This window comes from Rhodococcus sp. 077-4 (assembly GCF_047782425.1).
Taxonomy (GTDB): Bacteria; Actinomycetota; Actinomycetes; order Mycobacteriales; family Mycobacteriaceae; genus Rhodococcoides.
The window spans coordinates 1,045,513-1,059,852 of sequence record NZ_JAJPWC010000001.1 but is presented as its reverse complement, the minus strand read 5'-3'; the positions used below and the strand labels follow the sequence as shown (position 1 = coordinate 1,059,852).

General features: G+C 64.4%; 14 protein-coding genes. 3 read left to right on the top strand and 11 right to left on the bottom strand.

Annotated elements, in window-relative coordinates:
* Positions 1-19: 19 nt before the first annotated feature.
* From ACNEOT_RS05105 to ACNEOT_RS05060, 10 genes are all read right to left on the bottom strand, one after another.
* A complete protein-coding gene (locus ACNEOT_RS05105; RefSeq protein WP_415972663.1) occupies positions 20-1,819 on the bottom strand; it encodes a glycoside hydrolase family 15 protein in 1,800 nt (599 codons plus the stop codon).
* Complete coding sequence (locus ACNEOT_RS05100; RefSeq protein WP_415972661.1) at positions 1,816-2,502, bottom strand: HAD family hydrolase; 687 nt, start codon at positions 2,500-2,502, stop codon at positions 1,816-1,818. The genes ACNEOT_RS05105 and ACNEOT_RS05100 overlap by 4 nt, the downstream gene beginning before the upstream one ends.
* Before the next feature lie 81 nt (positions 2,503-2,583).
* Complete coding sequence (locus ACNEOT_RS05095; protein ID WP_415972659.1) at positions 2,584-3,057, bottom strand: Dps family protein; 474 nt, start codon at positions 3,055-3,057, stop codon at positions 2,584-2,586.
* Positions 3,058-3,215: 158 nt separating this feature from the next.
* Positions 3,216-4,748 (bottom strand): catalase, encoded by a 1,533-nt coding sequence (locus ACNEOT_RS05090; protein WP_415972657.1) that lies wholly within the window; start codon positions 4,746-4,748, stop codon positions 3,216-3,218.
* A 91-nt stretch (positions 4,749-4,839) separates the two neighbouring features.
* On the bottom strand, positions 4,840-5,274 hold the full coding sequence (locus tag ACNEOT_RS05085; protein ID WP_415972655.1) for a Fur family transcriptional regulator: 435 nt from the start codon (positions 5,272-5,274) through the stop codon (positions 4,840-4,842).
* A 51-nt stretch (positions 5,275-5,325) separates the two neighbouring features.
* Positions 5,326-5,961 (bottom strand): acetoacetate decarboxylase family protein, encoded by a 636-nt coding sequence (locus tag ACNEOT_RS05080; RefSeq protein WP_415972653.1) that lies wholly within the window; start codon positions 5,959-5,961, stop codon positions 5,326-5,328.
* The gene (locus ACNEOT_RS05075) at positions 5,961-7,652 is read right to left on the bottom strand and encodes a GMC oxidoreductase (RefSeq protein ID WP_415972651.1); all 1,692 of its coding nucleotides are present in this window, start codon (positions 7,650-7,652) and stop codon (positions 5,961-5,963) included. Before ACNEOT_RS05075 ends, ACNEOT_RS05080 begins: the two co-directional genes overlap by 1 nt.
* Positions 7,649-9,166 carry a flavin-containing monooxygenase gene (locus ACNEOT_RS05070; protein WP_415972649.1) on the bottom strand — a complete coding sequence of 506 codons (1,518 nt, stop codon included), beginning with the start codon at positions 9,164-9,166 and terminating at the stop codon, positions 7,649-7,651. The genes ACNEOT_RS05075 and ACNEOT_RS05070 overlap by 4 nt, the downstream gene beginning before the upstream one ends.
* Positions 9,163-9,759, bottom strand: coding sequence for a TetR/AcrR family transcriptional regulator (locus ACNEOT_RS05065; protein ID WP_415972647.1), 597 nt, complete (start codon positions 9,757-9,759; stop codon positions 9,163-9,165). The genes ACNEOT_RS05070 and ACNEOT_RS05065 overlap by 4 nt, the downstream gene beginning before the upstream one ends.
* Before the next feature lie 62 nt (positions 9,760-9,821).
* Positions 9,822-11,183: a neutral zinc metallopeptidase gene (locus ACNEOT_RS05060; RefSeq protein ID WP_415972645.1), complete on the bottom strand. Its 1,362-nt coding sequence runs from the start codon at positions 11,181-11,183 to the stop codon at positions 9,822-9,824.
* A gap of 153 nt (positions 11,184-11,336) precedes the next feature.
* On the opposite strand from ACNEOT_RS05060, the gene ACNEOT_RS05055 reads away from it, so the two are divergent.
* The 3 genes from ACNEOT_RS05055 to ACNEOT_RS05045 all read left to right on the top strand — a co-directional run bounded on the left by ACNEOT_RS05055 (position 11,337) and on the right by ACNEOT_RS05045 (position 13,120).
* Positions 11,337-12,071, top strand: a complete 735-nt coding sequence (locus ACNEOT_RS05055) for an LpqN/LpqT family lipoprotein (protein ID WP_415972644.1) — start codon at positions 11,337-11,339, stop codon at positions 12,069-12,071.
* Positions 12,072-12,133: 62 nt separating this feature from the next.
* Positions 12,134-12,445, top strand: coding sequence for a hypothetical protein (locus ACNEOT_RS05050; protein WP_415972642.1), 312 nt, complete (start codon positions 12,134-12,136; stop codon positions 12,443-12,445).
* Between the two features lie 54 nt (positions 12,446-12,499).
* The gene (locus ACNEOT_RS05045) at positions 12,500-13,120 is read left to right on the top strand and encodes a 2'-5' RNA ligase family protein (protein ID WP_415972640.1); all 621 of its coding nucleotides are present in this window, start codon (positions 12,500-12,502) and stop codon (positions 13,118-13,120) included.
* A gap of 8 nt (positions 13,121-13,128) precedes the next feature.
* Here the strand turns inward: ACNEOT_RS05045 and ACNEOT_RS05040 are convergent, their stop codons facing one another.
* Entirely contained in the window at positions 13,129-14,310 is a 1,182-nt protein-coding gene (locus tag ACNEOT_RS05040; RefSeq protein WP_415972638.1) for an epoxide hydrolase family protein, read from the bottom strand.
* Positions 14,311-14,340 lie beyond the last annotated feature (30 nt).

Genomic DNA, 14,340 nt, shown 5'->3' with positions numbered 1-14,340 from the left:
TTTGCGCTAGAGGTTGATGTCAGGCCGTGGCGTCGTGCGAACGCGCGATGGTCAGCGCCGCATTCACCAGGGCCAGGTGGCTCAGGCCCTGCGGGAAGTTACCCAGAAACGACCCATCCGAAGCATCGATCATTTCGCTGTACAGCCCGACGTCGTTGGAGAGTTCCACCAACTGGTCCATCAATGCTGTGGCCTCGTCCTCGCGGCCGACGCAGGACAGCGCCGATACCCGCCAGAATGCGCAGGCCACGAAGGTCACTTCCTCTTCGGCCACTCCGCTGTAGCGATACATCAGCGGTCCTGCACCGAGTTCTTCGCCGAGCGCATCGATGGTGGACGAAAGACGTTCGCCACGATCGAAATCCATCTCCGCAGCCAGCAGCACGGAGGCGTCGAGGCCCTCGGCCCCCGGGTAGGCAAGGTAGGCCTGGCGCTCGTCCGACCAGCACTGCGTCTCGACGTAGTGCCGGATGCGTTCCTTCTCGGCCTTCCAGCGGTCGGGTATCCCCGGAATCTCTCCCGATTCGGCGAGGTGCACCGCGCAGTCCAGCGCCTGCCAGCAGCCCAGTTTCGAGCTGGTGTAATGCTGTTCGTCCTCGAGCTCCCAAATTCCCGCGTCCTTGCGCTGCCAGGAATCGCAGGCCTCGTCGGCGATGGCAGCGAGCAGCCGTCCGGTCTGCGCGTCCAGAATGTTTCCCGCGTCGACGTACTGCCGGATGATGGAGAACAGGTCGCCGAAGATCATGAGCTGCAACTGATCCGCCGCGGCGTTGCCGTTCACCACCGGGCCGATGCCCCGCCAGCCGGGTACGTCGGGTTGCTCTGTCCCACCGGGCAATTCGCCGCCGAGGGTGTAGAACACGTTGACCAACGGATCGTTGCCCCGAATGACCTTCAGCAACCACGCGACCGCAGCATGAATCTCCTCGCGGAGACCGAACCGTTGCAGTGCGCGAATGGTGTACGCGGCATCGCGAACCCACGCGTAGCGGTAGTCCCAGTTCTTGCCGCCGGTCCGGTTCTCGGGCAACGAGGTCGTCGCGGCTGCAGCGATTGCACCGGACGGGCTGTGCAGCAACAACTTCAGCGCCAGCGCACTGCGAGCCACATGCTCCGCCCACGGGCCGTCGTAGGAGAACTCGTCGGACCACACGCGCCAGTTGTCGATGGTCCGGTCGATTCCCTCGTCGAGGTGCTGCGGGTCGGGTAAGGGAAGCGGTTCGTTCTCCGTCCCCACCACGCCCAGAACGTGCCGAGATCCTGCACTCGTACTGAAGACACCGCTGATGTCACGGTCCGCGACGTGCACGTCGTCGATGTCCAAAGTCCTTACGGCCAAGGTCAATCCGTCAACTCGGAGTACGGTGCCGTGCTCGGTTTCGTAGGCCCACGGCGATGCGATGCCGAGCATGGTGCCCGGTGCCACCGCCCAGGCGAGCTCGACGGTGCCGTCGAGACCCTCGACGCGGCGCGCCAACTCCACCCAGGGCAGGCGTCCAGCCACGCCGGTGCTCAACGAGTCGGTGACCCGAACAGAGCCGGAATCGGTACGGTAGGTGGTACTCAGAACGTTGGTCCCGGATACGAATTCACGCTGAACGGTGAACTCGTCGCGCGGCGTCAACTGGATGTACCCGCCGTTTCCGGAATCCAGCAGTGCCGCGAACGGCGGCGGTGAATCGAGATTGGGCACCGGGAACCAGTCGATCCGGCCGTCGTCGGCGATCATCGCCACGGTCCGGCCGTCGCCGATGGCTCCGTAACTTTCGATGGGGACGTAGCCGTCGACCCTCGCATACGGCTTTCGAAACTCGCTCAAGCACGTGCCTTTCCATCGAGGATCGGGCTGTCCGCGAGGTGAGCCAGCAGATCGGCCGGATCGTCGAACACGGCCACCGCGCCCGCGTCGAGCAACTCTCCGCGCGAGATGCCCCCGCTCAGGACGCCGATGGCACGAACCCCGGCGCGCCGAGCCGACTCGATGTCCCAGACGCTGTCGCCCACCATGATTGCGTTCTCGGCGTCGACGCCCGCACGGGACAGTGCGACACCGATGATGTCGGGTTCGGGCTTGGCGACCTCGGCGTCCTCGCCGGACGTCACCACTGCCACCGAATCCTCGACGCCGAGCAGATCGCGCAGCGTCGTCAGTTCGCTCTCGGGTGCGGATGTGGCCAACACCACCGTCAGACCACGAGAGTTCAGGTCCGCCAACAACTCCCGAGCACCGGGGAGAATTTCCAGATCGGCCGACGCCGCCGCGTAGTACTCACCGTGCAACGTCTTCGCCTCGCCGGCCAGGGCGCTGTCCGAAGATCCGACGAGCGTCTCGAGCAGCTTCGACCCGTCCATACCGATGGAGCGGTGGATACGCCACGACGGCACCGTTCGGCCCGCTTCACGGAACGCACGCGACCACGCGTCGACGTGCACGTAGTTGGAATCGACGAGGGTGCCGTCGATGTCGAACAGGACTGCGTCGACGGTCGGAGTAGCAGGCATGACTTTCGGATACCCGGGGGTGATGCGGGCAAACAACAGGCCCCCCGCCGCGAGCGAGGGGCCTGTCGAAGTGAAGAAATGCTAGCTGGCCTGGGCCTGCCACATCCAGTGCAGCTGCTCGAGGCGCGCCGTGATGGCGATCAGCAGGTCCTGCGTCACCGGATCTGCTTCGCCGGTGTCGGCGATGCGTCCGCGAAGACGCTCGACCACCGCGGCGAGATTGTCGACGATTGCCGGCACGACCTCGCTGTCCTGCGTCCAGCCTGCCCCGAAGCCCTTGGTTCCCGCTGATGACGACACGGTGGCCGCGCGGCCGTCGGGGCTGACGCCGATGGCGGTTGCCCGCTCGGCAGCTTGATCGGTGAATTCACGTGCAGCGGTAACCAATTCGTCAAGCTCGAGGTGCACGGACCGGAAGTTCTTACCGATCACGTTCCAGTGCGCCTGCTTCGCGATGAGCGAGAGGTCGATGAGATCGACCACGGTTCCCTGGAGCGCGTCGCCTGCGATCTTCTGCTGACCTGCGTCGAGGGTGCTGGTGATGGGGTTCGTCATGATGTGGCCTCCCTGCCGTTGGACGACGGTATGCATCGCACACCATTATTGTTCTCACTTCTGTACTGCACAATCTTGATCGAACAACCGCATGTGGACACGCGTTGTTCCGAGTCGACGCCATCATCGCTGTGACGCCGATCCCAGGCTCGATCCGATCAGACCTTCGCAGCCTCGTCGGCAGGATCGTCGACTGCGCCTGCACCGGTGGTCGGTGCGGTCTCGTTCTGCTGCGACCGAACGCCTTCCTCGACCTTCTTGCCGAGCTCGGGGTCGACGTTGGTCCAGTACTCGAACACCCGGCTCAGGACGGGCTCGCTGACGCCGTTGAGGACGTGCCCGACGATGTTCCCGACGAGACGCTCGCGCTGCGCGTCGTCCATGACCTCCCGAACCAAGGCTCCCGCTTGCACGAAGTCGCCGTCCTCGGGGTGCTCGATGTACCCGGTGCGCACGAAGCGAGGCTCGAAGTCCCACGCTCCGTCGTCGCCGTACTTGTTCGTGTCCGCAGAGGGGCCGCCGAACGAGTTCGGTGCGTAGACAGGCGTTTCCGGCGAATTGAACGAGTACCGCATGGACCCGTCCTTGGAGTACGAGTTCACCGGTGACTTGGGTGCGTTGACCGGCAGCTGCGCGTAGTTCGCTCCGATGCGGTACCGGTGCGCGTCGGCGTAGGAGAAGACACGTCCGAGCAGCATCTTGTCGGGGCTGAAGCCGATCCCGGGCACGGTGTTGGACGGCTCGAACGAGCTCTGCTCGATCTGAGCGAAGAAGTTCTCCGGGTTGCGGTTCAAGGTCATCTTGCCGACCTCGATCAACGGGTAGTCCTTCTGCGACCAGACCTTGGTGAGGTCGAACGGGTTGTACTTGTAGTTCTCGGCCTCGTCGTACGGCATCAGCTGCACCTTCAGGGTCCAGCTGGGGAAGTCGCCGTTCTTGATGGATCCGAAGAGGTCCTGACGGTGATGGTCGGGTGACGTACCCGCAACCTCGTCCGCCTTGTCCTGCGTCAGGTAGTCGATGCCCTGGTCGGTCTTGAAGTGGAACTTCACCCAGGTCTTCGTGCCGTCCTCGGCGATGAGCTGGTACGTGTGCGAACCGAATCCGTCCATGTGGCGGAACGACTTGGGAATGCCGCGGTCACCCATGAGCCACGTCACCTGGTGTGCCGACTCGGGCGAGAGGGTCCAGAAGTCCCACTGCATGTTGTTGTCGCGCAGACCGGAGTCGGGCATGCGCTTCTGGCTGCGGATGAAGTCCTGGAACTTGATCGGGTCCTTGACGAAGAAGATCGGGGTGTTGTTGCCGACCAAGTCCCAATTGCCTTCCTCGGTGTAGAACTTGAGCGAGAAGCCACGCGGGTCGCGCCAGGTATCGGGACTACCCTGCTCGCCCGCGACCGTGGAGAATCGCGCCAGCATCTCGGTCTTGGCACCGGGCTGCAGCGCCTTCGCCTTGGTGTACTTGCTGATGTCTCCGGTGATTTCGAGTTCACCGAACGCGCCTGCGCCCTTGGCATGCACGACGCGCTCCGGGACCCGCTCACGGTTGAACTGCGCCATCTTCTCGATGAGGTAGTGGTCGTGCAGAAGAATCGGTCCCTGCGTTCCTGCGGTCAGCGACTGGTCGTCGCTGGGGACGGGGATTCCCGAATTGCTGGTGGTCGGCTTATTGGTGATCGGGTTGGTCATGCAAAGCCTCCTGAGGGGCTGTATCGACATCGAAAAGGGCTGCTTCTCGAAAAATCTGTGAAACTGGGCGGCCGTCGGCTGGACCGCGTTGTCAGAGGGAATGCCTCGCGCAGCCGCTGCACAAACCCCAGAACACAATTTCGGCTTCGTCGACGACGAAACCGTGTGCATCCTCGGGTAGAAGGCACGGCGCGGCTCCGACGACGCAATCGACATCGACCACGACCTGGCACTCGCGGCACACGAGGTGGTGATGATTGTCCGCCGTCCGGCTCTCGTACAGCGCAGCCGAACCCGCTGGTTCGATGCGGCGCAGCAGACCTGCGTCCACGCAGGCCTTGAGCACGTCGTAGACGGCCTGAGTCGACACACTGCCACCGTTCTCGCGAACGGCAGCAGCGATGTCGTCGGCGTGCGAATGCGGTCGGGCTGTGACCGCATTCAGCACTGCAACTCGAGGTCCGGTGACGCGAAGACCGACCGAGCGCAACTGCGCTGCGGGGTCGACACGTTCGGTGAGCTGCATGTGGTCCAGTATGCCCCTAATCTGGACTAAGTCAAGAAAAGCGGTTCGCGGCTACCCGACCAGGCGCGCTTCACCCGTCCGCATCGACCCCGATACGATCTGCAACCCGAAAAACGTGCCCGACGGCATCCAACGACTCAGCGTCGGGCCCTTCGCATCCACCTCGACGCGGGCCAACCTGGCCTTGCCCTTCAGGCTTGCGGTGGCAACGGCCGAGCCGCCGGGCACCGGCTGCGCGAACCCGATCGATCCGATCAGGGGGAACGTCGGTCCGACGGCGCGGGAGTTCGTCCGCACCGACCACTCACCGCTGCTCACCCCGGCGACGCCCAGCACGTCGCCGTCGAACTCGGCGAGCACCTTCGGCAGGTGCCAGTTGGTCCGGCCGCCGTGTACCGACGTCGCCGAGTCGACGGCGATGAACGGCACCGCCATCCGAGGGATCTTCCCGACGTCCCGACGCAGAGCCGGACTCGCCAGAATTTCCCGGTACGGGCCTACCGGTGACGTCACATAGTCGACGACCATGCACATCGTGATCGGCAACGTCTTGGCACCGGACGGCGTGAAATCCGAAGAACGGGCGCGATGCCACCAGATCGTGGCACGCACGTTCGCCGGCCACGGAGCCGCAGGACTGACGGGCCACTCGGTGCGCTCGGTCTCCGATTCGGCGACACTCCACATCAGGAATCCCTCCCCACGACTGTCAGCGGAAGACGCAATGCACCCGGTGCTGAGACCGGAACGACCGGACGGACCGGCTGCGTGGGCGCAACCTCCTGGTACTCGCTGCCCACCGCGGGACGCTTGTCGGGCTCACCCTTGTTGGGCCACAACGCCATTGCCCGCTCAGCCTGGGCGGTGATCGTCAGGGACGGGTTGACTCCGAGGTTGGCGCTGACGGCGGAACCGTCGAGCACATGCAGCCCCTCGTAGCCGTAGACCCGCTGGTAGCCGTCGATCACACCCTTCTGCGGCGAATCGCCGATGGCGCAGCCGCCGAGGAAGTGCGCGGTCATCGGAATGTTCACGATCTCGGCGATCGACCCGCCCGGGTCGCCACCGATCTTGTCTGCCAGCAGACGAATTGCTTCGTGCCCCTGCGGGATCCACTGCGGTGGAGGATCACCCGCACCCGGCCTGCTGGTGAGGCGACGCCCGAACGGGCCCTTCTTGGATCCGAGCTCGAGCGAGTTGTCGTCGGTCTGCATCACCAACGCGATGACGGTTCGCTCCGACCACCGATGCACCGACAGGCTCCGAACCGCGGCACCGGGATGACGCAGCGCGACGCCGAGGGTCTTGAGTACGCGCGGCATCTTGCCACCGCCGTCGCTCAGCACGGTCTGCAACAGTCCGATTGCATTGCTGCCCTTGCCGTAACGCACCGGCTCGATGTGCGTGTGGTCGTCCGGGTGGAACGACGACGTGATCGCCACACCCTCGTGGTAATCCACCTCGCGGCCGCGGGCGGTGGCTGCGAGCACCGCCTCGGAGTTGGTACGCACCAGCGATCCGATCCGCTCGGACAGTCTCGGCAGCGAGCCCTTCTCCTTGGCCGCGAGCATCAGCTTCTGGGTGCCGTAAGTACCGGCCGAGAAGATCACCTGGTCGGCCGTGATCGTCTTCTCTCCGCGCCGCAACTTTCCACCGGTCCGACGCGTCACCACGTCGTAACCCGAGCCGTTCGGCCGCACGTCCACCACGGTGGTCAGCGGAAGAACCTGCGCGCCAGCATGTTCGGCGAGATACAGGTAGTTCTTGACGAGTGTGTTCTTCGCACCGACGCGACAGCCGGTCATGCACGCTCCGCATTCGGTGCAACCGGTACGCTCGGGGCCTGCGCCACCGAAGAACGGGTCGGGCGCGGTCCGGCCGCGATCGCCGAAGTAGACGCCCACCGGGGTCGAAGTGAACGTGTCACCGACGCCCATGTCCTCGGCCACTTCCTTCATCACCTTGTCCGAGGCGGTGATGGTGGGATTGGTCTCGACGCCGAGCATCCGGCGGGCCTGGTCGTAGTACGGATTCAACTCGCGCTGCCAGTCGGTGATGCCGGCCCACTGCGGGTCCTCGAAGAACTTCGCCGGTGGCTGGTACAACGTGTTCGCGTAGTTCAGCGAGCCTCCGCCGACGCCCGCTCCCGCCATCACCAGCACATCGGGTAACAGGTGAATGCGTTGCACGCCATAGCAACCCAGAGCCGGAGCCCACAGGTACTTGCGCAAACGCCAGCTGGTCTTGGGCAGCTCGTCGTCCTCGAACCGGCGACCGGATTCGAGCACGGCAACCCGGTAGCCCTTCTCTACGGCCCGCAGCGCAGCAACGCTGCCGCCGAAACCGGAACCGATGATCAAAACGTCGTAGTCGCTCATGCGGATACCACCTCGTTGTCTGATTCGAGAGCGTCTGGTTCGAGACTGTCGGAGACGAGCCGATAGTTCGAGACGTCGAACTTGCGTGTCTTGTTGCGGAACCGGAATGTGTACGTGGGCCACATCGTGGAGTTACGGCCGTTGGCGTCGAGGTACCAGCTCGAGCAGCCACCGGCGTTCCACACGGTGCCGTCGAGCGCTGAGTCGACCCACGAATTGTGCTGCCGCTGAGCGGATTCGTTGACCTCGACGGCCACGACCGTGCGGTCCTTCATCTCATTCAAAGCAGACACCACATAGTTGGCCTGCGACTCGAGCATGTAGACGATGGAACTGTGCCCGAGGTTGGTGTTGGGGCCGTACATCAGGAACAGGTTCGGGAAGCCGGCGACGGTGGTCCCGAGATGCGCCTGCGGGCTGCCGCCCCAGTGCTGCGCGAGCGTGCGACCGTCGCTGCCGCGCAACAGATGTGACACCGGAGGCTCGGTTGGCGTGAACCCCGTCGCAAAGATGATGGTGTCCACCTCGTGGTTGCGACCCGAGGCGTCGACCACGCCGTTCTCGGTCACCGATGTCAGGCCCGACGTCACCAGATCGACGTCCGGTCGGTCCAGCGTCGGTAGCCAATCGTTGGACAGCAGAAGCCTTTTGCAGCCGGGCGCGTAGTCGGGGGTCAGAGCCGCACGCTTTTCGGGGTTCTTCACCTGACGCTTCAGATTCGACTTCGCGAACATCTTCACCGCGGGCAGCATCCACGGGTTGTCCGCCAACACCGTCACGTAGGCCTCCCGGTAACCGTAGATCACACCACGCACTGCTCGGTGGGCCAACGGGATTCGCTCGTAGAGCGTGCGCTCGAGCCGGCCGATGGTGCGGTCGAGCCGCGGAATGACCCACGCGGGGGTGCGTTGGAAGACGGTGAGCCGTTCGGTGCGGTCGACGATCTCGGGGACGAACTGCACCGCAGACGCTCCCGTACCGATGACGGCGACGCGCTCGCCGGTGAGATCGTGCTCGTGATTCCATGTCGCGGAATGAAACACGGTGCCGGCGAACGCGTCGATGCCGGGCACATTCGGGATCTTCGGAGTAGAAAGCGCCCCGGTGGCGGCGACCAGCACCCGTACGCTCGTCGGTCCCTGCGACGTCTGCACCGTCCACCGCTTGTTCGTCTCGTCCCAGGTGGCCGACTGCAATTCGCAGTTCGTGACGATTCGGTCCTGCAGGTTCAAACGATCGACCACCGAACGCAGGTAGTCGAACAATTCCGGCTGCCGCGCGAAGGTGTGACTCCACTTGGGGCTCGGAGCGAACGAGAACGAGTACAGCGACGTCGGCACATCGCACGCACAACCGGGATAGGTGTTGTCGCGCCACGTTCCGCCCACATCCGAGGCTCGTTCGATGACGGTGACATCGGCTGCCGGGTCGTCGGCGAGGATTTTCGCCACCGCGGCGAGGCCTGCGAAACCGGCTCCGACGACGAGGATGTCCACGCGCGCTTCGAGACTCATGATGTCATCACCTTTTCGGACCAGATGGGAAGGAGCCGGTCGCGCAGTTGCGCGTCGGCTTCGGGAGTGCGGAACAGTGCCGAGACGGCCAGACCGCGGGCAAGTTCGACACTGAGTTCGATCGATTCCGGAGACATTCGGCTACCCATGACGATCTGAGCACCGCTCTGAATGGCCTCGGCGACGCGACGTTCGAGGGGAATCATGGCCTTGTGCAACGCCGGATCGGTGCGGGCCGCCACCCACAGTTCGAGGGCGGCGTAGAAGAGGGGCCCGGAGAATGCGTCGACGAGGATCTCGGGTCCGCGTTCGGGATCCGGTTCGGCTTCGAGGATCTCCGAGAGGCGGCGATCGACCAGATGCTCGACGGCCGATATCAGCAACGACTCCTTGGTGGGGAAGTGATGCAACTGCGCGCCTCGCGATACGCCGGCGCGCCGCGCGATCTCCTGGGTGCTGGTCTTGGCGAAGCCCAGTTCCACGAGGCAGTCGATCGCGGCGTCGAGCAGCTTCGCCCGTGTTCCTGCGGTGCGTTCGGCCTGCGTTCGGCGCTCGGTCGACCCGGCGCCGTCGAGCCCTGTGTCGGTAGTCACGCATGGGACAGTAGCGTCAAATCAACAAACAGTCCAGCCTGACTTTAAGTTGCCCTGGATTGCTAGATGCAGGCCTGCGCCCCGTCCATGACGCCGTGCCGGAACGCTTCCACACGCAGGAACCCACTGCCCTGACGCGACTCGTCACCGTCGCCCCGGAAGAGCAGCAGCGCCGCGATCGCCTCGTCCAGATCCCCGGGAGACAAGGAGTATCCACTGGTGGGACGGTTCTGCAGCAACACGCTGGCCGCCCAACTACCCGCGAAGCAATCGCCCTGCAACGACGTGTCCTGATTGTCGGCGTCGATCCCGGCGTGGGCCATCCCCGCCAACCCATACTGCGTGGCGATGAGCGCCGCGACGGCGAAATCCCCACCCTGCTCGTAGAACCGCGGCATCGCATCGACGGCGTCGAACCCCACGTAGTCGTCGGGCACGCAGTAGAACAACACGTACCCGGAGGCGGACTGACCGCCGCAATCGGGCGCATCGGACGGGTCGAACGCAACGACCGGTTTCAGCGGTTCCCACGGCCGCCCCGTCAACTCCGGGAAGAGCGCACTCCAGTAGTCCTCGAGATCTTTCGGAACACCGTCGATGATCTGCTCGAGCGGAGCGTCGCCGCCCCGGTCGGCGTCGGACTGGCTGGTGAACGGCAACTGCAGGACGGGAGGCGAGCCGTCGACGTACGGCTTGCAGTCCATCGGGCCACCGTCGAACCCGGTCTGGAACGAACTGACGCGGTCGAAGCCACTGCCGTGCGCGGACGCACTCTCGGCCGAACTCCCCGGCTCGTCACGCAGATACAGGAACCCTGCCAGCGCACTGTCGAGTTCGGCCTGGGACGGATCGAACGCGGTCGCGTCGGACACCGCATGTGCCGCCCACGCCCCGGCGAAACAGTCCGCCTGGATTTCGCTCGTCACGGTCATGCCCTCGAAATTGGCTCGGGCCTGGATCGCGTGCCCCCACTCGTGGGCCATCACCACGGGAATCACGAAGTCACCGAACCGTTGTCGAAGATCAGGAAGCAAACCCTCACTGTCCCAGGCCACTACGTCCGCAGTCGGGCAGTAGAAGGCGTTGCCCGCGATGTCGTCTGCCGACGACGCACACGGCGGCAAGTCCCCGGACGACGGCACCACCGCATAGAAGCCGCCGCTGACGGGTGAGTACTCGCTGCCGTACACAGCGGGAAATTGCTCGGCCCAATACGTCTGCAGATCGTCGATGGCGGCAGCGACGATCTCGTTCACCGGATCGGAGGCATCGCCCACGATTCCGGCCGTTGCGGACGCGTCGCCCGCGAGGGGTTGCGGCGTCGATTCCGTTGCGCTGCTGCTAGATTCCTCCGAACCGCCACACGCGGACAATGCCAACGCGACTACCCCGACCACCGCGAACGTCCTCACTGCTGACCTCATGGATGCAGACGCTAACCACCGAGGATTGGAAATGGATTGGAAGGTGCGCGCCACTTTCCAATCCATTTCCAATCTCCGGGTTCTACGATCCGGTCGGTTCAACCCCTGCTGTGCCCACATGAATGCTGTATCCGAAAAATCGAAAGAGGCCCGATGAGAATCTCTACTGTTGGTGTTCGTGGGGCGGCATGCGCTGCCATAGTGGTACTCGGGTTCACCGCCGCCGGATGCAGCAGCAACTCCGACACCGCGACGGCCACGACTTCGGCGGCCACAACGACGACGACTACTACGACCGAGGCAGCAGCCACCACCACGGTCAAGAAGCTGGCACCGGCCACCACCTCGGAGGCCCCCGCGGGCCCCAACCCCACCATCGCCGACTACATCGTCGACGCGGGCCTGACCGAAATCCCCGTCACCCGTGATGATCCCACCGCGCCCACCATCAACCTGGCCATCCCGGACGGCTGGGTCGACGCGGCCGAGCAAACCCCGGACTGGGCCTACGGTGCGATCATCTACCCCGAAGTCGCCGCCGACGAACGCACGCCGAGCATGATCGCCATCGTCTCCAAGCTCGAGGGCGACGTCGACCCACAGGCCATCATCGATTACGCCCCAGGCGAATTGAAGAACCTCCCCGGATTCACCGAATCCGGCGAAGGCAGCGTGTCGACCCTGTCGGGATTCCCGGCCTACCAAATCGCCGGCACGTACACCGACGAAACCGGTGCCGAGGTGGTGTCGGCTCAGAAGACAGCGATCATCACCGGACAGGACGGCTTCTACATCCTGCAGATCAACGTCGACGGCAGCATCGACCAGTTCGACCTGCTCGTCGACGCCACTACCCAGGTCGACGAACAGACCGTCATCACACCGTAATTCGTCGCCGAGCACGGTGGTCGGAGCTTCGACGCTCCGACCACCGTGAGACAGGTCCGCCCATGTCTGTGCCCGAAAACGGCTCTGTGTCCCCACTGAGCATCGGCCCCGACGAGCCGTACTCCGAGCCGAAACGCTTCGCCCGAAAACTGAACCCGCTGCGCTGGCTGGCGCTGGCGAACGGCACGCCTGTAGTGCTGAAACAGTTACTCCAAGTGGGCCTGATCGTCGTGTGGCCGTTGTGGTTCGTGTGGGTACTGATCCGCGCGGTGTGCTTCTTCGCCTTCTGGCTGCTGCTGTACCCCGTGCGGGTGAATCAGAAGAAGAACCACCCCGAGGACTACGCCCGAGCTCAGGCACGCCGGCTGCCCTGACGGCTGTTCACTCGACCCCTGGATACTGACGTCCATGCCCCAGGGAACTCACCGATGAAGAGTCTGTTCGATCTACCGATGACCGCGTGGCCGCACGAGCGCAACGCGCTCCATGTCTACGCACTTCCGCGGATCGACGGCAGTGTTCTCACCCCGATTCAGGACGCAATTCGCGCAACCGGTGTGTGCTCGGTTCAGCCGACGGAGTTTCTGCACGCCACAGTCACTCGAATCCCCGCCTTTCTCGACACCGTCCGCGCCGACACCGTGCGCGCTCTGCGCGAACTCCTGGACGAGGCGTCAGCGGCCCTGGCTCCGTTCACAGTCGACATGACCGGCCCTTATGTATCCGAGTATTCGGTCGGATACGAAGGAAGCCGCAGCCAGCAATGGGACAGCCTCGTACGGTCGGTACGCGCCTGCGCGGCAACGGCTCTCGGTGACGCAGCGATGCCGCCCGAACCCCACGCACCCCATATCTCCCTGGGCTACGGCACAGCCGACTCCGATTCGGAACCGTTGATCGCCGAACTCGCGGGACTCGATGCCCGGGATGACCGTCGCCGGACGGTGCGGATGAACATCTCCGAGGTGCGACTCCTCGCGGTCCACCAGGACTCCACCGCTGGGATCTACACCTGGGACACCATCAGCACGCACCAGCTGGGTGGGTAATCCAGCGATCAACGTGTGCCGGTCGCCGCCAGCACAGCAGCGAGCCCCGCCTGTACATCTCTGGCGAAGTAGTCGGAATTTTCCAGCGACGGAAAATGTCCGCCCGACGTCGGCGCCCTCCAGCGGACGATGTGCCGAAAGCGTTCCTGAGCCCACGCCCGAGGGTATTTCTCGATATCGCGCGGATAAGTGGTGATCGCTGCAGGCACATCCACCCGAAGATCCGGATCGAGGGAGTTGTGGCTCTCGTAGTAGATCCGAGCCGACGAGGCTCCGGTTCGCGTCAGCCAGTAGAGGGTGACGTTGTCGAGGATTCGATCCCTGGAGATCGTCTCGAAGGGACTGTCCTCGGTGTCGGTCCATTCCGCGAATTTGTCGAGGATCCAGGCGAGCAAACCGACCGGGGAGTCGACGAGGGAATATCCGATCGTTTGTGGACGGGTCGCCTGCTGCTTCGCGTACGCCGAGCGATGGTGCCAGAAATCGCCGGTCTCCTCCGTCCATCGGCGCTCATCGGCCGTCAAGCCTTCCGTGCTCAACCCGGGCGGAGCCTGCGCGAGCGTCGTATGGATGCCGAGGACGTGCTCCGGGAAGCGGCCTCCGAGGATGGTGGTGATCACGCCTCCCCAGTCACCACCGTGGGCCAAGAACTTGTTGTAACCCAACTTTCGCATCAACTCGACCCACGCGGCCGCGATCTTTTCGGTTCCCCATCCGGTGGTGGACGGTTTGTCGCTGTAGCCGAACCCCGGCAGCGAGGGGACCACGACATGGAACGCCGGCGCGCTCGAGTCTTCGGGATTCGCCAGAGCGTCGATCACGTCGACGAATTCGGCGACGCTGCCTGGCCAACCGTGACTCATGATCAGCGGAGTGGCATCTGCGCGGTCGGATCGGCGGTGCAGAAAGTGAATCCCCAGGCCGTCGATGACCGCCCGAAACTGACCGATCCCGTCGAGGCGCGCCTCGAATTTCCGCCAGTCGTACCCCGTGCGCCAATAGCCAACCACCTCCTCCAGGTCGGCAAGTGGAACGCCCTGAACCCACCGCTGACGGCCGGCCTCGGTGGAGGCCACCGTCTCGGCTTCCGGCAAACGCGCAGCGCTCAACCGGGCACGCAGGTCCTCCAGGTCGGTGTCGGATGCGCGGGCCTCGAAGGCGCGCACGTCGAGGCTTTCGTACGGCGGCATGTGTCTCCTGTCGGGTTTGTGAACCGGCTG